The sequence below is a fragment of the Ruegeria sp. CG4 genome (assembly GCF_056537185.1).
In genome coordinates this window covers 198,344-217,763 of the sequence record NZ_JBQFRB010000003.1, presented here as the reverse complement: position 1 = coordinate 217,763, position 19,420 = coordinate 198,344, and the positions used below count along the sequence as shown (strand labels likewise).

Genomic DNA, 19,420 nt, shown 5'->3' with positions numbered 1-19,420 from the left:
ACGAGTTTGGTCGCATTCATAAACAAACGTCAAGGGTTGGATCAGCGAAAACGATATCAGACGCCGCGCGGCCGGGCGCGACGCACTAAAATACTGTCTTTGAAGGATCAAACCGATAGATCGAAAAAGCGTTTGGCGTGTAAAAAGGCGGATTTCTTGACCTCCGAGGCTTCGTGCGCCTCGTCGTCTTGACCCCATTGCTCGATCTGCCAGATTTCGTCCAATCGCGAAATGCGCCATATCTCGTCCGGTTTGCGCCAATTCCGCGCTGCGGCAAAACCCAGAATCAAGGACCCGGACAGGCTCACAAGGTCGTGAAACGCGGCAAGCTGAAACTCACCAAGCTCATGAACTTGCCGCCGCAGAGTCGCCAGCGCATCGTTGGATTGCGGTTGATGCAGAACTCCCTCGAAGGATACAAGCCGCGCGGATAAGGTCTTTTCCGCCCAGTCCAGCGCCGGATCCCATTGCCCTGCCTGCCGCTGCTGCAACTCCAGCGGGTGCGTGGCACGGTAACACAACAAGTCCGAATCGCCGTAGTCGGCCAGCATGTCGGCCACTTCGGCATGCTGATGGCGGACCTTGTCGATTGCCGCATTTGCCGATCGGGTAAACGGCATCGAGGTCGGATCAACCTCTTTTTCCTGCGCGTCCCATTCCGTAGCCACAGCGGTTGCCATTGCGTGCGTCGGCAGAACCAGCGCCGCCTTGGCCGGGGTTCTGACCTGACGCCCGTCCAGTTCGACGGTGAAGCCTTCTTCGGTTTCAGCCACCGCGCTTTCGGTCCAGAACCGTTTTGGTTTCCAGTCGCTCATACCGTCATCCCCAAATACTGTGCAGCGCCGGAGGCAGCTGATCAAAGGTTTCGATCACCTGCGCAGCGTGTTCCAGTGCTGCGGTGTCGTGGTATCCCCAGGCCACACCGATACCTGTCACGCCAGCCGCGCTGGCCATATCCATGTCAAAGCGGGTATCGCCAATCATGGCCGTATTTCGCCGGTCGACACCGGTTTCCGCGCGCGCTGTATCGATCATCGACGGATGCGGTTTCGAAGGGTGATGATCTGCCACCTGACGGGTGACAAAGAACCGCTCCAAACCGTGCGCCTCGATCAACGCATCCAGCCCGCGTTGCGACTTTCCGGTGGCGACCCCCAGCAAGACCTCGGGTATGTCGTGCAGCGCCTCCAGCACCTCCCGGGCACCGGGGTAGAGGGGCGAGTTTGCAGCACCCTGCCTCAGGCGCTGGTCGTGATAGGCTTCCTTGTATCCATCCACCAGTTTTTCCTGAACCGAAACCGGGTGATCATGCGCCAGACGGGACAGAGCGACCGGCAGCGACAACCCGACAATCGACAGGATCGCGGAACGATCCGGCACAGTCAGGCCCAAAGCGTCAAAACTGGCGGTCATGGCCGAGATGATACTTCCCTGACTGTCGACAAGCGTACCATCGACATCGAAAAGGACCAGCCGCAATGGTGAGGTCATTGCAAATCCTCAAACGGATCGTCCGAGGCCAGATCCTCGGTCCAGCCGAAGGTATCCCAGCTGTGTTTCATATGATCCGGCAACGGGGCCTTGACGGTGATGGTCTTGCGCGTCACCGGGTGTTCAAACGACGCCTGCCGGGCATGCAGGTGCAGCTTTTTGCTGATAATCCCGCCCAATTGCGCGCCCCAGCCATCGCCAAGGTTTTCCTGACCCGAACCGCCATATTTGCCATCGCCAATGATCGGATGCCCGATGGCGGCCATATGCGCGCGCAGCTGATGGGTCCGGCCTGTAACGGGCTCCATGGCAACCCACGCAGCGCGCCCGGCAACACGGTACAGCGTCGCGTATAAGGTATGCGCCCGCTTCGCGCCCGGTGTACCGTCAAGGTCATTCAGGTGAACGGCGATCATCTTCTCGCCTTCACCTTTCTTGCCGTGGCCCGGGGCTTTTACCAGACCAGTTTTGATCTCCCCCAGATACGGAGTCGGCACCCCGGCGACCAGGCCCCAGTAAATCTTGCGCGTGTCGCGGTGACGGAACGCGGCTGTCAGACCCTTGGCCGCTTCGCGCGTTCTTGCCAAAAGCAAAACGCCCGAGGTGTCCTTGTCCAGACGGTGTACCAGACGGGGGTTTTCCTCATAGCCGAACCGCAGCGCCTCGGACAGGCTGTCGACATGGCGGGTCTGACCACTGCCGCCCTGCACCGGCAATCCATGGGGTTTGTTCAGGGCCAGAACGTGATCGTCGCGGTAGATCACGCAGGATTGGATCATCTTTGCGTCGGCATCCGAGATCCGGCGTTTGACCTCAACCGGCTTGTGATCAGCGTCCGGCAAGGGCGGAACCCGCACGACCTGCCCGGCTTCAAGCCGGGTCGAGGCCTTGGCCCGACCGCCATCAATCCGCAGCTCGCCCTTGCGGCACATCTTTTCGATACGGCCCTGCCCAACATGCGGGAACATGCGGCGCAACCAACGGTCCAGCCGCTGGTCGCTGTCGTCCTCTGCGACGGTGATCATCTGTACGCCACTCATGCCATTGCCCCTTGCACCGCGCGACTGGCCCGGCCGGATTTCACCGATGTCAGTGTGTTAGAAAACATGCGCGTCTGTCGCGCGCAAAGCAGCAAGAGTCAAGCCAGCCCTAGCTCTCGTTCCGCTGCGCGCGCAGCTTTGCGAAATAGTCCAGCCGCTTTTTCAGTTCCCGCTCGAATCCCCGCTCGACCGGCTGATAAAGCATCGGCCGCTTCATCGTTTCCGGAAAGTAGTTCTGGCCCGAGAATCCATCCTCGGCATCATGGTCATAGGCATAGCCAGCCCCGTAGCCCTGGTCCTTCATCAGTGTCGTGGGCGCATTCAGGATGTGCTTTGGCGGCGGCTCGCTGCCGGATTGTTTGGCCAGACGCATCGCCGCCTTGTAGCCGACATAGGCCCCGTTCGATTTTGGCGCCAGCGCCAGATAGACCAGCGCCTGCGCCAGGCCCAATTCTCCTTCCGGAGAGCCCAGCCGCTCGTACACCTCCCACGCATGCAGGCAAATCGACTGCGCCTGCGGGTCGGCCAGCCCGATATCCTCAACCGCCATCCGGGTAATCCGGCGGGCCAGATACCTTGGATCCTCGCCCCCGGTCAGCATACGTGCAAACCAATACAGCGCCGCATCCGGATCCGAACCGCGAACTGATTTGTGCAGGGCCGAGATCAGGTTGTAATGCTCGTCCCCCGATTTGTCGTATTTCGCGGCACGCCGCATCAACCGCGTGGACAGCGCCTCCGGGTCAAGCGGTCCGTCGACCTTCCACGCCGCAACCTGCTCAATAAGGTTCAGCAACGCGCGCCCGTCTCCGTCCGCCATTTCCTGCAATGCATCCCGGGCGGCAGGCGTCAGGGGTAAGGCGCGATCAAGCTCTTTTTCGGCCCGCTGCGTCAGACGTTCCAGATCGGCAAGGCTCAGCCGTTCGAGCACCAGCACCTGTGCACGGCTGAGAACAGCCGCATTCAGTTCAAACGAAGGGTTTTCCGTGGTCGCCCCGACCAGAAGGATCGTGCCATCCTCCATATGCGGAAGAAACCCGTCCTGCTGGGCCTTGTTGAACCGATGGATTTCATCAACGAACAAAAGGGTGCCCTGCCCGTTCTGACGCCGTATCTTTGCTGCCTCGAACACTTTTTTAAGGTCCGGAACACCGGTGAAAATCGCGCTGATCTGGACAAAATGCAGATCAGTCTCTTGTGCCAGCAACCGCGCAATCGTGGTCTTGCCTACCCCCGGTGGCCCCCAGAACACCAAACTCGACAGGCTGCCAGCGGCCAGCATGACGCCCAGGGGCGCGTCCGGGCCAAGCACCTGCTCTTGTCCGATCACCTCACCCAGCGTCTTGGGACGCAGCCGGTCCGCCAAGGGGCGATGCGGCGCGGTTGCGGGCTCGGGTGCCCCAGTATCGAACAAATCACTCACGGATCAGAGCCGAAACCGCAACGAAACCGCGCGTCCACCGCGCTGAACGTTCATTTGCACCCGGCGCCCGGGGTCAGTCAGCGCCTCGACGACATCGCCGGGCTGCTCAATCTCAGTGTCATTGATGCTGCTCAGGACGTCTCCGGGCCTCAAACCGGCGCGTGCTCCCAATGAGCCCGGATCAACCACAACAATGCCGGTCTGTGACAGCACCAATCCCAACTGCGAGATCAGTGCGGGATTGATCCGGGCGACGGTCAGGTTGGGCAGAACGGTTTTGTCATCCAACGTGGTCTCATCGGCGGGCGGACTGTCCGGAGCGCGGACCAAATCCACTTTCACATCCGCGCTTTTGTCTCCGCGCAGACGGGTCAGGACCGAGGTTCCGCCGACACCGGCAACCGACATCCGGAATTTCATCTCGGCAGGCGAATTTACCTCATCCCCGTCAACATGGGTGACAACATCGCCAACCCGCAATCCGGCCGCAGCCAGCGGGCTGAGGTCATGCAGGTCCGAGATCACCACGCCCAGTGGAATGGCGAGACCCAGCGATTCGGCGATATCGGCGCTCATATGCTGGCCCGCCATCCCGGCCCAAGGGCTGACAAAGCTCTCGTTGCCGGACTTCGCCTGCCGCAGGAATTCGGCAACCAGATTTGCTGGAATGGCAAAGCCAATGCCGTTGGACCCGCCCGACCGGGTCAGGATCGACGTGTTGATCCCGATCAGATCACCGTTCACGTCAATCAGCGCCCCACCGGAGTTACCCGGATTGATCGGAGCGTCTGTCTGGATGAAGTACCCGCGCGCATTTCCCGTTGCTGTTCCGGTTCGTGCCAGCCCGGAAATTATGCCGGACGATACGGTTTGACCCACGCCAAACGGATTGCCGATGGCCAGCGCCAGTTCGCCCACCTCGACCTGATCGGAATTGCGAAAGTTCAGATGCGGCAGTTCAGCGGCCTCTTCCAGCCGAAGAATGGCAATGTCGCTTTCCTGATCGCCCAGAACCACTTGCGCTGAATACTCGCGCCGGTCCGTTGTCACCACACGGATTTCCGTCGCCATGCCGACAACATGGTAATTTGACACAACATAGCCGTCCGCAGACAGAATGACGCCGGACCCCAGCGAGTTCTGAACCCGCGGCTGCGGTTCGGCAAATCCTCTGCCGAAGAACTCCTGAAAGAACGGGTCCGAGAAAAACGGATTGGCACGGCCTTGCGTTACGATCTTGGCGTAGATGTTAACGACGGCCGGAGCAGCCTGTTTGACCACCGGGGCAAATCCCAGGCTTATTTCGGCCTGCGAAGTCGGTACTTTCGTTTCGGCATGAGCTGTAACGGCAAGAGTTGCCAGCAGCAGTGAACACAAAGTTTTCCGCATGATCTTTCCGTCGATTAACTGCCCTTCGGATATGCGAGGCCCGTGCCGGGAATGCAAGCGCGTTAAGGCCTCCGATATATTAACCAAGGTTGTAACCGGTGAAATGGTCGGCCAGTTCACACCAACAGGAACAGATTTATCGTGTTCAAGACCTTCCGCCTGAAAAGGCCTGTATTGCCCAAACATTCCACCATGATGCTGACGGCGTTCCTCGGACTCATCGCGCCTGTGTCTCAGACTGCGGACACCCGGATGACGATCGGGCTGACGGAAAAGGGGTTACTATTTCCATGTCGGCGATCTGCTCTGCAGCTCCTTTGCGCAAGGAACCGGTGGCTACAAATGCCGCGCCCGGTCGACAGATCGGCCAACAGAAAACTTGCCGCAGCTGGCGCGAAAACATCCCGCGCTGAATGGATTGCAACCGTCGGATATGATCCGCGACAGCCTGCCCGCCCCGCTGCATCCGGGTGCCGCCCGGTATTACCGCGAGCGCGGGTGGGTCAAATAACCCAGCCTTCAAAACGAAAAACCCCCGCGTCCGGGACACGGGGGTTCAGATCAGAAAGCTTGGCTTTCTTATTCTTCGTCAGCAGCCTCTTCGGCGGCAACGCGGGCTTTGTCAGCCGCGCCTTTGGCGTCGACGTCACGATCAACGAATTCGATGATCGCCATCGGTGCCATGTCGCCATAGCGGAAGCCAGCTTTCAGGATGCGGACATACCCGCCCTGACGCTCGGCATAGCGGGGGCCCAGAACTTCGAACAGCTTTGCGACGTCTTTGTCTTCTTTCAGCTGCGAAGCTGCCTGACGGCGGGCGTGCAGGTCGCCGCGCTTGCCCAACGTGACCAGCTTTTCGATGATCGGGCGCAGTTCTTTTGCCTTCGGCAGAGTCGTTTTGATTTGCTCATGCTCGATGAGCGAGCCAGCCATGTTCGCAAACAGCGCCTTGCGGTGCTCATGAGTACGGTTCAGGCGGCGGTAACCACGTGCGTGACGCATTTTCTTGTTCCTTCTTTCGCGTTTTGCTTTGTCTGGCCGGCGATGCGTGTCACCGGCTCTCCTTGGAGCGGAAGTGCCCTTGTTGTCCCCGGTCGTCCGGGCATTTGTCTTTCGCGTGGCGGGCTGAAGCCCGCCCTACGATGTAGTCTGAAGTAGGCCGGGCTTCAGCCCGGCACCGCCTTAAAAGGCGTCTTCGAATTTCTTCGCCAGATCTTCGATGTTGTCGGGCGGCCAGTCCTCGACATCCATGCCGAGGTGCAGCCCCATGCCGGACAGCACTTCTTTGATCTCGTTCAGCGACTTGCGGCCGAAGTTCGGGGTGCGCAGCATCTCGGCTTCGGTCTTCTGGATCAGGTCGCCGATATAGACGATGTTGTCGTTCTTCAGGCAGTTTGCCGAACGGACTGACAGCTCCAGCTCGTCCACTTTCTTCAGCAGCAGCGGGTTGAATTCCAGACCGTCGTCTTCGTCCTGGCGGCCAGCCGATTCCGGCTCGTCGAAGTTGACGAAGATCGACAGCTGGTCCTGCAGGATACGCGCGGCAAAGGCCAGCGCATCATCCGGAGTGATCGATCCGTCGGTTTCAATCTTCAGGGTCAGCTTGTCGTAGTCCAGAACCTGACCTTCACGAGTCGGCTGAACGTCGTAAGCAACCTTTTTGACCGGCGAATAGATCGCGTCGATCGGGATCAGGCCGATGGGTGCGTCTTCCGGCTTGTTCTTTTCAGCCGAGACGTAGCCCTTGCCGGTGTTGACGGTCAGTTCCATGAACAGGTCGGCGCCATCGTCCAGGTGGCAGATGACGTGATCGCGGTTCAGAACCTCAATGCCGGCGCTTTCGCTGATGTCGCCAGCGGTGACGACAGCGGGGCCTTTGGCATTGATCGACAGGCGCTTGGGGCCTTCGACTTCCATGCGCAGGGCGACCTGCTTGAGGTTCAGGATGATGTCGGTGACGTCTTCACGAACGCCCGCCACGGACGAGAACTCGTGCAATACGTTGTCGATCTGGACGCTGGTGATGGCCGCACCTTGAAGCGAGCTCATCAGGACGCGGCGCAGTGCGTTGCCCAGGGTCAGACCAAAGCCACGCTCCAGCGGTTCGGCAACCAGGGTCGCCTGACGCGCGGGATCGTTGCCCGGCTTGCCTTCCAGCTGGGTCGGCTTGATCAATTCTGCCCAATTCTTGTGGATCATGTAATCCCTCCATTCCTGTCCGCGCCCCATGACCAACAAGGTGCAGACGCCCGAGGTTCAAAATGACGTGCTGGGGCCGTGCAGAAACACAGCCCCAGACAAATTCAAAATCGCTTAGACGCGGCGGCGCTTCGGCGGGCGGCAACCGTTGTGAGCGATCGGTGTCACGTCGCGGATCGACGTGATGTTGAAGCCCACTGCAGCCAGTGCGCGCAGAGCCGATTCACGACCCGAACCGGGGCCCTGAACTTCGACTTCGAGCGTCTTGACGCCATGTTCCTGCGCCTTCTTGCCTGCGTCTTCCGCAGCCATCTGAGCGGCGTAGGGGGTCGATTTCCGCGATCCCTTGAAGCCCATGGTACCGGCAGACGACCACGAGATGGCGTTGCCTTGTACGTCCGAGATCAGGATCTTGGTGTTGTTGAAGGTCGAGTTCACATGGGCAACGCCCGATGCGATGTTCTTACGCTCTTTGCGCTTAACGCGAGTCTTGTCACGTGCCATCAGTCAGACCCTCCCTTATTTCTTCTTACCAGCGATGGCCTTTGCGGGGCCTTTGCGGGTACGAGCATTGGTGTGGGTACGCTGACCGCGAACCGGCAGGTTGCGGCGGTGACGCAGACCGCGGTAGCAGCCCAGGTCCATCAGGCGCTTGACGTTCATCTGAACTTCACGACGCAGGTCACCTTCGACGGTGTAGTTGGCGTCGATGTGTTCACGGATGGCCAGAACTTCAGCGTCGGACAGTTCATTGACGCGACGGTGCGCTTCGATGCCCACGGCTTCGCAGATGGCCTGCGCCGAGGTGTTTCCGATACCGGTGATATATGTGAGGGCGATTGGTACCCGCTTTGCAGTCGGGATGTTTACGCCGGCAATACGTGCCACGTGTCACTTTCCTTTTCGTTGCGGTTCCGTAACTCCAGAACCTTTTTTCACAACGCTTGACCGTGGCAGTGCCGCCAGAGGGTCCAGCATTATTTGAGGTGGTCGGGGCAAACGGAACGAATCCCGCCTGCGGTCTTGATTCCCTATAGGGATGGGGGTCGATATGGGCTTTTGAAGGGGCCGTCAAGCCCCAACCTGAAATCAGCCCAGGATGGCCTCGATCGAGGCTGTCACTTCTTTGATTTCAGCCAGGCCATTGACCGGCCGCAGATCACCCTTGGCATAGTAATAGCCAATCAGCGGCGAGGTCTTTTTGTAGTATTCCATCAGACGCGTACGAAGGCTGTCTTCGTTGTCATCCGCGCGACGCTGGAAAACATTTTCCTTGCCGCAATTGGTGCACTTTCCATCCGCCGGGATTGGTTTGGTGATGTCGTTATAGACTTCGCCACACCCACCGCAGGTCGAGCGTGCCGTGATCCGGGATACCAACGCTTCGTCATCGACGCGCATCTCAATTACGGTGTGCAGCGACTGGCCCAGTTTGGCCAGCAATGCCGACAGCGCATCGGCTTGCGCCAGGGTGCGGGGGAACCCGTCAAAGATGAAGCCCGCCCCTGTTTCGGTGGTCAGTTTCTCTTCGATCAGACCGATCACGATCTCGTCGGTGACAAGTTTGCCCGCGTCCATGATCGCGGCAACTTTTTTACCCATCTCGGTGCCCGAGGTTTTCGCTTCGCGCAGCATGTCGCCGGTGCTCAGCTGCACCATGCCGCGTGTCTCGACCAGGTGACGCGCCTGCGTCCCTTTACCTGCCCCGGGGGGGCCAAGAAGAATAATGTTCATCGACGAGATGGTCCCTTCCTGCCGCGTTTCTTGCCTTTGCCGCGCAGTTGGGACTTTTCGATAAGCCCTTCGTATTGGTGCGCCAGCAAGTGGCTCTGGACCTGTTGGATCGTGTCCATGGTCACAGAGACGATAATCAGAACCGAGGTGCCGCCAAAATAGAACGGAATGGCGAACTGGCCCCGCAGAATTTCAGGCAGCAGACAGACCGCCGCCAGATAGCCCGAACCCAGTACCAGAACGCGGTTGACCACGTATTCCAGATACTCTGCCGTTTTCTTGCCCGGACGGATGCCAGGAACAAAGCCGTTCTGCTTTTTCAGGTTGTCCGCCACATCGTCCGGTTTGAACGACACGTTGAACGTGTAGAAATATGCGAAGAACACGATCATCGATGCAAAGAACAGCAGGTAGAGCGGCTGACCGGGGCCAAAATTCGCCAGCAACCACGACATCACAGGACCGCTGGCCGCACCCGACGAGAAGGTCGAGATCGTCACCGGCAGAAGCAGCAGCGAACTTGCGAAGATTGCCGGGATAACGCCGGCCGGGTTCACCTTTACCGGAAGATGGCTGGAACCGCCTTCATAGATTTTCATGCCAGCCTGACGGCGCGGATACTGGATGTGGATCTTGCGCAGGGCCCGCTCCATGAACACCACAAAGGTGATCACGGCGATGACCATTACGATTACACCAATGATCACGGCGGGGCTGATCGCACCGCTGCGTCCGCTGGCAAAGAACTGCGCCAGTGCGGCCGGAACTTCGGCGATGATGCCGACAAAGATGATCAGTGAGATACCGTTGCCGATGCCGCGCGCGGTGATCTGTTCACCCAGCCACATCAGGAACATGGTGCCGCCAACCAGCGTGATCATGGTCGACATACGGAAATAGAGCCCCGGATCGGTCGCCAGATCCCCCGATTCCAGCGAAACAGCCAGGCCATAGGCCTGAACCGTGGCCAGCGCCACGGTGCCGAAACGGGTATACTGGTTGATTTTCTTGCGCCCCTGCTCGCCCTCTTTCTTGAGCTGTTCGAGCGCGGGAACCATCGAGGTCAGCAGCTGTACGATGATCGAGGCCGAGATATAGGGCATGATGCCGAGGGCAAAGATGCCCATCCGCCCAAGCGCCCCGCCGGTGAACATCGAAACCATGCCGCCGATGCCCTGCCCCGCCTGCTCCATGAACTCGCGCAGCGCCTGACCGTCGATCCCCGGCACCGGAATGAAGGTGCCCAGACGATAGACGATCAGCAAACCCAGCGTGAACAGGATGCGGTTGCGCAGATCGGTGGCTTTGCCAAGGGCAGCCCAGCTTGTGTTGGCTGCCATTTGTTCTGCTGCTGATACCATAAATCGGTCTCTCTTATGAAAACACCGCCCGGAACCGTTTTCCGGCTCGGGCGGCGTCTTGGAAAACTCTGAGGTCTATGTAAGCGGGTCTTTGCCCGCTCACAAGCGCTTACTCTGCCGCAGCGGCTTTTGTGACCGTCAGTGAACCGCCCGCTTTTTCAACTGCCTCAACGGCAGCTTTCGAAGCACCGGTGACTTCCAGGTTCACTTTGGCGCTGATTTCGCCCTTGGCCAGAACACGGATGCCGTCCAGCTTGCGGCGCACCAGACCGGAAGCAACCAGTGCGTCCTCGGTGATCGCAGCCTTGGCGTCCAGTTTGCCGGCTTCGACGAACTTCTGGATCAGGCCCAGGTTGATAACGGCGAATTCCTTGCGGTTCGGCTTGCTGAAGCCGCGCTTGGGCAGGCGCTGGTACAGCGGCATCTGGCCGCCTTCGTAGCCATTGATGGCCACACCCGAACGGGATTTCTGGCCTTTGATACCACGGCCACCCATTTTACCTTTGCCGGAACCGGGACCACGGCCAACGCGGGTGCGTTTCGGTGTGGCGCCAGGATTGTCGCGCAGTTCGTGCAGTTTCATTTCGCTTCTCCTAAGCCGGATGTGGCCCCCGAAGCGTGATGGGCCAAACACGGCATTTCTTGGTTTTTGATTCGTATGGCGCAAGGCCACCGCAGGCGTATAGGCCCGATAATGCCAGTTGGCAAGCCTGCGGGCAGGGTCAGATGTTATTCGTCACCCTCAGCCATTTCGTCCTCAATAACGCCCTTCGGCCTGAGCGGTGCCGCATGTGGATCGATACCATGCTTTTTCACAAGCTGACCCACCAGGCTTTCGGGGTGCGGAATGCCGGAAAACCTGTTGAAGATGAATGACCGCATGCGACGGCCGTAGAAATGGATCGACATCGTCTCGTCCGTAATGAATCGCTCGGCGCCACCATTGGCCCGGCTCATGACGCGCCGTTCCTTATAAGATACCGGGTAAAGGACTTGGGTGGGAAACGAGAAACGATCCTCGCCATTCTGCTGCAACAGCCAGGTCAGCGCTCGGGGGCCCCAAACGCCCCAGGGCATTTCACCGGCATGTTTGGGGTTGCCGTCCAGGGCATCGCGGATCAGCTCGGCCCGCAGCTTCGACGGCAGCCACGGTGGGATACGATAAGGGTTTTCGGTGTAGTCGATCAGATCATAGAGTGTCGGGCTGTCCGGCGGCAGCCTGAGAACACCATTGTTGATCTCATGCGCAGCGAGGCGGCCGTGGAAATGGCCGTTTTCCGTGTTGAACGGTTTGACACAATACGCATCCGTATCCGCCCAGATCAGATCATGATGCTGTGCCAGCATGCGATAACGAAACCTGTCCGCGTGTACTGCGGGGCTGCCAGTTCGCTTATGCGTGATGATGTTTTCGTCGGGCATGACCTCCCGCGCATCGCGCCGTTCGGCTCCGTCGGGAATGTTGGGCACATCGCCGTACGTGTAAAGGCGCACGTGCTGGCCAGCGTCCAGAAACGATTTGATGCAGAGCTGCTCCAGAAAGCTCAGCGGGCCATCGACCCACAGCATACCGATCTGAAATTCCCGCGCCATGCCCGGCCTTTCCGTCAAACTGAAACGACCCTTTCAGCACTTGACCTATCCCGCGCGCTTTCGCAACGGGGTTCAGGAAATAACCTGCTCCTGTGGCATACGTGGCTCCCAAAACAAAAGAGGCGCCATAACGGCGCCTCTGGATCGGGTGGTGCGTGGTCTTACACGCAGTAGGCGTGCTTGTGCGCGATGTCCGCAATGTCGCAACGGCGAATGCCGATATCGTCCAGCTCACGGTTGGTCAGGCGCTGAAGTTCGGCATAGGTCCGGTTGTACTCGGCCGCCTGCGCGCGGGCTGCCTTCACGCGTTCAACGAAGTTTGCGAAGCGGGTGGAGAAGTTGAAACCGTTATGTGTCAGTGTTGCGGTATGTGCCATTTCTGAGTTCCTTTCTGACCGGGGCGTATTCCCCGGAGTTGCTTGTCTTGTTCCTTTTGGGACAAGGCTCAGATAGGCGCAGAGGATAACGCTAACAACGCAAGTTTCGGTCTAGCCGGTATGCGTTTTTGGAATAACCCCCACGGTCACAAAGTACGAGGCGCAAGGTCTCAAAGTTCAAAGCATTTGCTGTAGAAAATCAGCCCCGCGAACGGCAAAGTCCAGCAAACTCTAATCAAGGAATTTGACCGAATGAACAGCAAGGGATTGCTACACCGGCACTTTTTGAACAACGGTGAACAGCGCCTGCACAAGTGGCTGCACTATTTTGACATTTACGAGCGCCATTTCGACCGGTTTCGCGATCGACCTATTAAGATTCTGGAAATTGGGGTTCACGGAGGCGGCTCGCTGCGTATGTGGCGTAAATATTTTCACAGGAATTCGAAAATTGTCGGGATAGACATTAATCCCGAATGCGAAAAACACACCGGTGAAAACATCAATGTACATATCGGCAGCCAGGACGACGAGAATTTCCTGGCTGAAGTTGCTGACCAATATGAGGGCTTTGACATCGTCATAGACGACGGAAGTCACGTGAACTCTCACGTCATCAAGACCTTTGACACGTTGTACGAGCGTGTTTCCTCCAATGGTGTCTATTTGGTGGAGGACATGCACACCTCTTACTGGCCCAAATTTGGCGGAGGCCTTCGGCGCGAGGGCACATTTATTGAGTTTGCCAAAACGAAAATTGACGAATTGAACGCTCAACATGTCCGAGAGGATTTTGAGGTGACCAACATAACCAGGACTACAGACAGTATTACTTTCTACGACAGCGTGGTCGTCTTTGAACGCCGCCCACAGGGCAGACGGCAAGCAGTCATTACGCAGTCGATGTAACGCGAGCCTGATCCAGGTCTATTTGCGGATGTAACCGCAAACCAAAGGTGAAAAAAACGCCCCAAAACCGAAGTCAGGGGCGTTTCAATTCATTCGAAGTTATCGCGCTTAGCCGCGCTCTTCGACGATCTCTACCAGATGCGGGATCTTGCGGATCATGCCGCGAACCGAAGGGGTATCTTCCAGCTCACGGGTCTTGTGCATCTTGTTCAGGCCCAGACCGATCAGGGTCGCGCGCTGTTCAGCGGGGCGGCGGATCGGGGAACCGACCTGCTTGACGACGATGGTTTTTGCCATGGTTCGCTCTCCTTACGCTTCTGCTTCAGCAGCAGCCGGTGCTTCGTCCCGCTTGGGCAGGATGTCGGCGACTTTTTTACCACGACGTGCGGCAACCGAACGCGGGCTCTGCTCTTTCTGCAGGCCGTTGATGGTGGCGCGGATCATGTTGTACGGGTTCTGCGAGCCCAGCGACTTGGACACAACGTCCTTAACGCCCAGCATTTCGAACACGGCACGCATCGGACCACCGGCGATGATACCAGTACCTTCAGGTGCGGTGCGCATAACCACTTTACCAGCGCCGTGACGGCCTTCGATGTCGTGGTGCAGGGTACGACCTTCGCGCAGCTGCACGCGGATCATCTGGCGCTTGGCTTGTTCAGTCGCCTTACGGATGGCCTCAGGTACTTCTTTCGCTTTACCTTTGCCAAAGCCAACGCGGCCTTTCTGATCGCCGACAACCACCAGAGCGGCGAAGCCAAAGCGCTTACCACCTTTTACGGTTTTCGACACGCGGTTGATTGCGACCAGACGATCTGCAAATTCCGGTGCTTCTTCACGGTCGCGGCCACGGCCCCGACGGTTTTCACGTTCTGCCATTTGGCATCCCTTTTCTCATGTGGCGCATACGGCGCCGTTTTCTTCAATCCAAGTGAGCCCCGACTGTTGCCGAGGCCCCCGAATCATCGGGGCGGATCGAAACCCGCCCGCAGGTCTTAGATCTTCAGACCACCTTCACGCGCAGCGTCGGCAACTGCCTTCACCTTGCCGTGGAACAGGAAGCCGCCACGATCGAAATAGGCTTCTTCGACGCCTGCCTTCTTGGCACGCTCGGCGATGGCCGCGCCCACCTTGGTGGCCGCTTCGACGTTGTTCTTGCCAACAACACCCAGGTCTTTTTCCAGGGTCGAGGCAGATGCCAGGGTCACGCCACGTACGTCGTCGATCAGCTGAACGCTGATGTTCTTGTTCGAACGGTGTACGGACAGACGCGGACGACCCGCGTTGACCTTGCGAAGTTTGTTCCGAACGCGCAGGCGGCGCTTCAGAAACAGGGTTCTTTTGCTGTTTGCCATTGTCTGCGTCCTTACTTCTTCTTGCCTTCCTTGCGGAAGATGAACTCGCCCTTGTAGCGGATGCCCTTGCCTTTGTACGGCTCGGGACGGCGCCACTCGCGGATTTTGGCCGCGGTTTCGCCCACCAGCTGCTGGTCGATACCTTCCACAACGATCTCGGTCTGCTTCGGCGCGGTGATGGTGACACCTTCCGGAGCAGTGAAATCAACATCGTGGCTGTAGCCCAGGTTCAGCTTTAGGGTGTTGCCCTGCATCTGAGCCCGGTAACCAACACCCTGGATCTCCAGCTCTTTTTTGAAGCCAGTCGTCACACCGGTTACCAGGTTGGCAACCATTGTGCGGCTCATGCCCCACTGCTGACGGGCACGCTTGGACATGCCACGGGGGTCGATCTTGACCACGTTGTCTTCAACCGACAGCGTCACGTCGTCGGTGGCGGTGAAGCTGCGGGTGCCTTTCGGACCTTTCACTTCGATGGTCTGGCCAGACACAGAGGCGGTAACGCCGCTGGGCAGCTCGACCGGCTTTTTACCAATACGAGACATTGCAGACCTCCTTAGAAGACGGTGCAGAGCACTTCGCCACCAACATTGTTGGAGCGAGCGTTTGCGTCCGACATCACACCTTTCGGAGTGCTGACAATCGACACGCCCAGACCCTGACGGACCTGCGGAATGTCATTGACGCCCATGTATACGCGGCGGCCGGGCTTCGAGACCCGCTTCAGTTCGCGAATTACAGGGGTGCCTTCGTAGTACTTCAGGCTGATTTCGATGGCCGGGTGACCGTTTTCACCGGTCGTGTTTTCGTAGCCACGGATGTAACCTTCGTCCGCCAGCACGTCCAGAACCCAACCGCGCAGCTTGGAAGCCGGGGTGGAAACGGTGGACTTGCCGCGCATTTGCGCGTTGCGGATACGGGTGAGCATATCGCCGATAGGATCATTCATATCTATGTCTCCCTTACCAGCTCGATTTCACCATGCCGGGGATCTGACCAGCAGAACCCAGCTCGCGCAGCGCGATACGGCTGACCTTCAGCTTACGGTAGTAAGCGTGGGGACGGCCGGTCAGCTGACAGCGGTTGTGCAGACGGGTCGCCGAGCTGTTGCGCGGCAGTTTCGCCAGTTTCAGACGCGCTTTGAAGCGCTCTTCCATCGGGCGGCTCTCGTCATTTGCGATTTCTTTCAGCTCGGCACGCTTTGCGGCATATTTGGCCACCAGGCGTTCGCGCTTCTTCTCGCGCTCGATCATTGCTTTTTTAGCCATGTCTCAATCCTCCCGGCGCTTACGCGTTGAACGGCATGTTGAATGCTTTCAACAGGCTCTTCGCTTCAGCGTCGGTTTTCGCTGTGGTGGCAATTACGATATCCAGGCCCCAGACCTCGTCGACCTTGTCGAAGTCGATTTCCGGGAACACGATGTGCTCTTTCATGCCCATGGCAAAGTTGCCACGACCGTCGAAAGAAGGCTTAACACCGCGGAAGTCACGAACGCGAGGCATCGCGATGGTGATCAGACGATCCAGGAATTCGTACATCCGATCACCGCGCAGGGTCACTTTCGCGCCCAGCGGCATGTCTTCACGGACGCGGAAACCCGCGATCGACTTCTTCGCCTTGGTTGCAACGGCCTGTTGACCAGCAATTGCAGTCAGATCCTCGACAGCAGCTTTCGCTTTCTTCGAGTCTTTGACGGCCTCAGCACCACAACCGATGTTCAGAACGATCTTTTCCAGCTTGGGCAGCTGCATGTCGTTCTTGTAGCCGAACTCTTCTTTCAGAGCGGCACGGATGGTTTCAGCGTACTGAGCTTTCAGACGCGGGGTGTATTTTGCGGAATCAAGCATCGATCACGTCTCCCGTGGTCTTGGCGAAGCGCACCTTCTTGTCACCTTCCATGCGGAAGCCAACGCGGGTTGCTTTACCGTTCTTGTCCAGCAGAGCCAGGTTCGACAGGTCGATCGGGTTTGCCTGGGGCAGACGACCACCTTGCGAGGTTTGCGACTGGCGGGTGTGGCGGATGGCGATGTTGATGCCATCTACAACTGCTTTGCCGGCTTTGGGGTCAACCGAGGAAATGGTTCCCTCTTTGCCCTTGTCCTTGCCGGCCAGCACGACGACCTTGTCGCCTTTGCGGAGTTTGGCAGCCATGATTACAGCACCTCCGGAGCGAGCGAGATGATTTTCATGAAGTTCTTCGCGCGCAGTTCACGAACAACCGGGCCAAAGATACGGGTACCTACGGGCTCGTTGTTGTTGTTCAGGATGACGGCGGCGTTGCGATCAAAGCGGATCGCGGTGCCGTCTTCGCGACGGACTTCCTTGGCGGTGCGTACGACGACGGCCTTGCGGACGTCACCTTTCTTTACGCGGCCGCGCGGGATGGCTTCCTTCACCGAGACGACAATGATGTCGCCGACGGAGGCGTATTTACGCTTGGAACCACCCAGGACCTTGATGCACTGAACTCGGCGTGCGCCGGAGTTGTCAGCGACATCCAGATTGGTCTGCATCTGGATCATGTGGTTTCTCCCGACCTGTGGGGGCTGGTCTTGTTAAATCCCCCAGGGTTTCGACAAATGGAAAAATCCCGGAAGCTTACGCTTCCAGAACTTCCCAACGTTTCGTCTTCGATTTCGGCGCGCATTCGATGATGCGGACTGTATCGCCGACCTTGAAGGCGTTCTTTTCGTCATGAGCCCGGTACTTCTTGGACTTACGGACGGTTTTGTGCAGCAGCGGGTGCTTGAAGCGGCGCTCGACCGATACGGTTACGGTCTGTTCGTTGGCGTCGCTGGTCACGGTGCCTTGCAGGATACGCTTGGGCATCTGATTACTCCTCGGATGCCGCGGCAGCGGCCTTTTCGTTCAGAATGGTTTTGACGCGGGCAGCGTTGCGGCGGGCCGCTTTGATGCCGGCGGTGCTTTCCAGCTGACCGGTTGCCTGTTGAAAGCGCAGGTTAAAGCTTTCTTTCTTCAGGTTGGCCAGTTCCTCGCGGAGCTGGTCCGGGGTCTTGTCACGCAGTTCTTGGGCGTTCATCGCCTTTTTCCTTTGCTCAAAACACCAGAAGGCCCCGAAAACGGGTCACCTTGGACCTGGTGGATGAATTACAGACATGCGAATCCCCCGACTCAGCCGGGGGACTTGCAGGATGCCGCCGTATAAGGGTTTGGGGGGTGGGTGGCAAGGGAAAGTTTTGACCAATGCGTGCAGCCAAATCGTAAGCTTCAAGCCTGGCGCCAAAACCAATGCTTCCCGAGGTTGTTCCCTGTACAATCTCGGTGGGGCACCAAGCAAAAAGGGCGTCCCGTGGGACGCCCTTTCCGTAGCTTTTCGCAGATGCGAATTACTCGATGATTTTCGACACAACGCCGGCGCCGACGGTGCGGCCGCCTTCGCGGATGGCGAAACGCAGACCGTTCTCCATCGCGATCGGTGCGATCAGCTCAACGCCGAACGACACGTTGTCGCCGGGCATGACCATCTCGGTGCCTTCCGCCAGGGTCACGGTGCCGGTCACGTCCGTCGTACGGAAGTAGAACTGCGGACGGTAGTTCGCGAAGAACGGGGTGTGACGGCCGCCTTCTTCCTTGGTCAGGATGTAGGCTTCGGCTTCGAACTTGGTGTGCGGTGTCACCGAACCCGGCTTACACAGAACCTGGCCACGCTCAACACCGTCACGGTCAACACCGCGCAGCAGGGCGCCGATGTTGTCGCCGGCTTCACCACGGTCCAGCAGCTTGCGGAACATTTCCACACCGGTGCAGGTGGTTTTCGCGGTGTCGCGGATACCAACGATTTCGATCTCGTCGCCAACGTTGATCACGCCACGCTCAACACGACCGGTCACAACGGTACCACGGCCCGAGATCGAGAACACGTCTTCGATCGGCATCAGGAACGGCTGATCAACAGCGCGCTCGGGGGTGTCGATGTAGTCGTCGACAGCCGCCATCAGTTCGCGGATCTTCGCTTCGCCGATTTCCGGGTTGTTGCCTTCCATCGCCGCCAGAGCTGAACCTGCGATGATCGGAATGTCGTCGCCGGGGTAGTCGTAGCTGGACAGCAGTTCGCGAACTTCCATCTCAACCAGTTCCAGCAGCTCTTCGTCGTCGACCTGGTCAACCTTGTTCATGAACACGACCATCTTCGGGATGCCAACCTGGCGGCCCAGCAGGATGTGCTCGCGGGTCTGCGGCATCGGGCCGTCAGCTGCGTTCACAACCAGGATCGCGCCGTCCATCTGGGCAGCACCGGTGATCATGTTCTTGACGTAGTCGGCGTGGCCGGGGCAGTCAACGTGCGCATAGTGACGCGCATCGGTCTCGTATTCCACGTGGGCGGTCGAGATGGTGATGCCGCGCGCTTTCTCTTCTGGCGCACCGTCAATCTGGTCATACGCTTTGAAGTCACCGAAATACTTGGTGATTGCTGCGGTCAGCGTCGTCTTACCATGGTCAACGTGGCCAATCGTGCCGATGTTGACGTGCGGTTTTGTACGCTCAAACTTTTCCTTTGCCATTCCTCAGGCGCCCTTTTGCGATTTG

General features: G+C 58.5%; 28 protein-coding genes. 2 read left to right on the top strand and 26 right to left on the bottom strand.

All coding sequences use genetic code 11. The annotated features are described in order from the left end of the window. Nucleotides 1-107: 107 nt before the first annotated feature. The 5 genes from ACR0J2_RS10560 to ACR0J2_RS10540 form a co-directional block, all read right to left on the bottom strand. Nucleotides 108-815, bottom strand: a complete 708-nt coding sequence (locus ACR0J2_RS10560; protein ID WP_480812527.1) for an ATP12 family chaperone protein — start codon at nucleotides 813-815, stop codon at nucleotides 108-110. Nucleotides 816-819: 4 nt separating this feature from the next. Then, complete coding sequence (locus ACR0J2_RS10555) at nucleotides 820-1,491, bottom strand: HAD-IA family hydrolase (protein WP_480812526.1); 672 nt, start codon at nucleotides 1,489-1,491, stop codon at nucleotides 820-822. Further along, on the bottom strand, nucleotides 1,488-2,531 hold the full coding sequence (locus ACR0J2_RS10550; RefSeq protein WP_170805987.1) for an RluA family pseudouridine synthase: 1,044 nt from the start codon (nucleotides 2,529-2,531) through the stop codon (nucleotides 1,488-1,490). The genes ACR0J2_RS10555 and ACR0J2_RS10550 overlap by 4 nt, the downstream gene beginning before the upstream one ends. A 109-nt stretch (nucleotides 2,532-2,640) precedes the next feature. Continuing rightward, nucleotides 2,641-3,954 (bottom strand): replication-associated recombination protein A, encoded by a 1,314-nt coding sequence (locus tag ACR0J2_RS10545; RefSeq protein ID WP_480812525.1) that lies wholly within the window; start codon nucleotides 3,952-3,954, stop codon nucleotides 2,641-2,643. Nucleotides 3,955-3,957: 3 nt separating this feature from the next. After that, nucleotides 3,958-5,343 carry a trypsin-like peptidase domain-containing protein gene (locus ACR0J2_RS10540; RefSeq protein WP_480812524.1) on the bottom strand — a complete coding sequence of 462 codons (1,386 nt, stop codon included), beginning with the start codon at nucleotides 5,341-5,343 and terminating at the stop codon, nucleotides 3,958-3,960. A 379-nt stretch (nucleotides 5,344-5,722) separates the two neighbouring features. Here ACR0J2_RS10540 and ACR0J2_RS10535 point away from each other — a divergent pair, with 379 nt between their 5' ends. Beyond that, complete coding sequence (locus tag ACR0J2_RS10535) at nucleotides 5,723-5,854, top strand: TAXI family TRAP transporter solute-binding subunit (RefSeq protein WP_480812523.1); 132 nt, start codon at nucleotides 5,723-5,725, stop codon at nucleotides 5,852-5,854. Nucleotides 5,855-5,922: 68 nt separating this feature from the next. Here ACR0J2_RS10535 and rplQ read toward each other — a convergent pair whose 3' ends face one another. The 9 genes from rplQ to ACR0J2_RS10490 all read right to left on the bottom strand — a co-directional run bounded on the left by rplQ (nucleotide 5,923) and on the right by ACR0J2_RS10490 (nucleotide 12,607). After that, complete coding sequence (gene rplQ / locus ACR0J2_RS10530; RefSeq protein ID WP_170613748.1) at nucleotides 5,923-6,345, bottom strand: 50S ribosomal protein L17; 423 nt, start codon at nucleotides 6,343-6,345, stop codon at nucleotides 5,923-5,925. A gap of 180 nt (nucleotides 6,346-6,525) precedes the next feature. Then, nucleotides 6,526-7,542 (bottom strand): DNA-directed RNA polymerase subunit alpha, encoded by a 1,017-nt coding sequence (locus tag ACR0J2_RS10525; RefSeq protein ID WP_170678545.1) that lies wholly within the window; start codon nucleotides 7,540-7,542, stop codon nucleotides 6,526-6,528. A gap of 114 nt (nucleotides 7,543-7,656) precedes the next feature. Further along, nucleotides 7,657-8,046 carry a 30S ribosomal protein S11 gene (rpsK, locus tag ACR0J2_RS10520; RefSeq protein WP_008757289.1) on the bottom strand — a complete coding sequence of 130 codons (390 nt, stop codon included), beginning with the start codon at nucleotides 8,044-8,046 and terminating at the stop codon, nucleotides 7,657-7,659. A 15-nt stretch (nucleotides 8,047-8,061) separates the two neighbouring features. Beyond that, nucleotides 8,062-8,430, bottom strand: coding sequence for a 30S ribosomal protein S13 (rpsM, locus tag ACR0J2_RS10515; protein ID WP_170613752.1), 369 nt, complete (start codon nucleotides 8,428-8,430; stop codon nucleotides 8,062-8,064). Between the two features lie 201 nt (nucleotides 8,431-8,631). Next, nucleotides 8,632-9,276: an adenylate kinase gene (locus ACR0J2_RS10510; protein WP_480812522.1), complete on the bottom strand. Its 645-nt coding sequence runs from the start codon at nucleotides 9,274-9,276 to the stop codon at nucleotides 8,632-8,634. Then, nucleotides 9,273-10,637, bottom strand: a complete 1,365-nt coding sequence (gene secY / locus ACR0J2_RS10505; RefSeq protein ID WP_170613756.1) for a preprotein translocase subunit SecY — start codon at nucleotides 10,635-10,637, stop codon at nucleotides 9,273-9,275. Before secY ends, ACR0J2_RS10510 begins: the two co-directional genes overlap by 4 nt. A 109-nt stretch (nucleotides 10,638-10,746) precedes the next feature. Next, complete coding sequence (gene rplO / locus ACR0J2_RS10500; protein ID WP_170613758.1) at nucleotides 10,747-11,220, bottom strand: 50S ribosomal protein L15; 474 nt, start codon at nucleotides 11,218-11,220, stop codon at nucleotides 10,747-10,749. A 146-nt stretch (nucleotides 11,221-11,366) separates the two neighbouring features. Then, nucleotides 11,367-12,230 (bottom strand): hypothetical protein, encoded by an 864-nt coding sequence (locus ACR0J2_RS10495; RefSeq protein WP_480812521.1) that lies wholly within the window; start codon nucleotides 12,228-12,230, stop codon nucleotides 11,367-11,369. A 161-nt stretch (nucleotides 12,231-12,391) separates the two neighbouring features. Continuing rightward, a complete protein-coding gene (locus ACR0J2_RS10490; protein WP_170613762.1) occupies nucleotides 12,392-12,607 on the bottom strand; it encodes a DUF1127 domain-containing protein in 216 nt (71 codons plus the stop codon). A gap of 252 nt (nucleotides 12,608-12,859) precedes the next feature. On the opposite strand from ACR0J2_RS10490, the gene ACR0J2_RS10485 reads away from it, so the two are divergent. Continuing rightward, entirely contained in the window at nucleotides 12,860-13,516 is a 657-nt protein-coding gene (locus tag ACR0J2_RS10485; RefSeq protein WP_480812520.1) for a class I SAM-dependent methyltransferase, read from the top strand. A 108-nt stretch (nucleotides 13,517-13,624) separates the two neighbouring features. Here ACR0J2_RS10485 and rpmD read toward each other — a convergent pair whose 3' ends face one another. The 12 genes from rpmD to tuf form a co-directional block, all read right to left on the bottom strand. Next, the gene (gene rpmD / locus ACR0J2_RS10480) at nucleotides 13,625-13,813 is read right to left on the bottom strand and encodes a 50S ribosomal protein L30 (protein WP_170613764.1); all 189 of its coding nucleotides are present in this window, start codon (nucleotides 13,811-13,813) and stop codon (nucleotides 13,625-13,627) included. A gap of 12 nt (nucleotides 13,814-13,825) precedes the next feature. Next, nucleotides 13,826-14,395: a 30S ribosomal protein S5 gene (gene rpsE, locus ACR0J2_RS10475; protein WP_155148691.1), complete on the bottom strand. Its 570-nt coding sequence runs from the start codon at nucleotides 14,393-14,395 to the stop codon at nucleotides 13,826-13,828. A gap of 116 nt (nucleotides 14,396-14,511) precedes the next feature. Beyond that, nucleotides 14,512-14,871, bottom strand: a complete 360-nt coding sequence (gene rplR, locus ACR0J2_RS10470; RefSeq protein ID WP_010437103.1) for a 50S ribosomal protein L18 — start codon at nucleotides 14,869-14,871, stop codon at nucleotides 14,512-14,514. A gap of 11 nt (nucleotides 14,872-14,882) precedes the next feature. After that, nucleotides 14,883-15,416, bottom strand: a complete 534-nt coding sequence (gene rplF, locus ACR0J2_RS10465; RefSeq protein ID WP_170467582.1) for a 50S ribosomal protein L6 — start codon at nucleotides 15,414-15,416, stop codon at nucleotides 14,883-14,885. 11 nt (nucleotides 15,417-15,427) lie between these two features. Further along, the gene (gene rpsH, locus ACR0J2_RS10460) at nucleotides 15,428-15,820 is read right to left on the bottom strand and encodes a 30S ribosomal protein S8 (RefSeq protein WP_155148687.1); all 393 of its coding nucleotides are present in this window, start codon (nucleotides 15,818-15,820) and stop codon (nucleotides 15,428-15,430) included. 13 nt (nucleotides 15,821-15,833) lie between these two features. After that, nucleotides 15,834-16,139 carry a 30S ribosomal protein S14 gene (gene rpsN, locus ACR0J2_RS10455; RefSeq protein ID WP_068340744.1) on the bottom strand — a complete coding sequence of 102 codons (306 nt, stop codon included), beginning with the start codon at nucleotides 16,137-16,139 and terminating at the stop codon, nucleotides 15,834-15,836. Between the two features lie 19 nt (nucleotides 16,140-16,158). Further along, nucleotides 16,159-16,719, bottom strand: a complete 561-nt coding sequence (gene rplE / locus ACR0J2_RS10450; RefSeq protein ID WP_170613766.1) for a 50S ribosomal protein L5 — start codon at nucleotides 16,717-16,719, stop codon at nucleotides 16,159-16,161. Next, a complete protein-coding gene (rplX, locus tag ACR0J2_RS10445; protein WP_039523375.1) occupies nucleotides 16,712-17,023 on the bottom strand; it encodes a 50S ribosomal protein L24 in 312 nt (103 codons plus the stop codon). The genes rplE and rplX overlap by 8 nt, the downstream gene beginning before the upstream one ends. A 2-nt stretch (nucleotides 17,024-17,025) precedes the next feature. Then, the gene (rplN, locus tag ACR0J2_RS10440) at nucleotides 17,026-17,394 is read right to left on the bottom strand and encodes a 50S ribosomal protein L14 (protein WP_005621870.1); all 369 of its coding nucleotides are present in this window, start codon (nucleotides 17,392-17,394) and stop codon (nucleotides 17,026-17,028) included. Nucleotides 17,395-17,470: 76 nt separating this feature from the next. Then, a complete protein-coding gene (gene rpsQ / locus ACR0J2_RS10435) occupies nucleotides 17,471-17,701 on the bottom strand; it encodes a 30S ribosomal protein S17 (RefSeq protein WP_170613768.1) in 231 nt (76 codons plus the stop codon). A gap of 4 nt (nucleotides 17,702-17,705) precedes the next feature. Beyond that, nucleotides 17,706-17,912 (bottom strand): 50S ribosomal protein L29, encoded by a 207-nt coding sequence (gene rpmC / locus ACR0J2_RS10430; RefSeq protein WP_037311745.1) that lies wholly within the window; start codon nucleotides 17,910-17,912, stop codon nucleotides 17,706-17,708. A gap of 307 nt (nucleotides 17,913-18,219) precedes the next feature. Then, nucleotides 18,220-19,395 carry an elongation factor Tu gene (gene tuf / locus ACR0J2_RS10425; RefSeq protein ID WP_170805981.1) on the bottom strand — a complete coding sequence of 392 codons (1,176 nt, stop codon included), beginning with the start codon at nucleotides 19,393-19,395 and terminating at the stop codon, nucleotides 18,220-18,222. Between the last annotated feature and the right edge of the window lie 25 nt (nucleotides 19,396-19,420).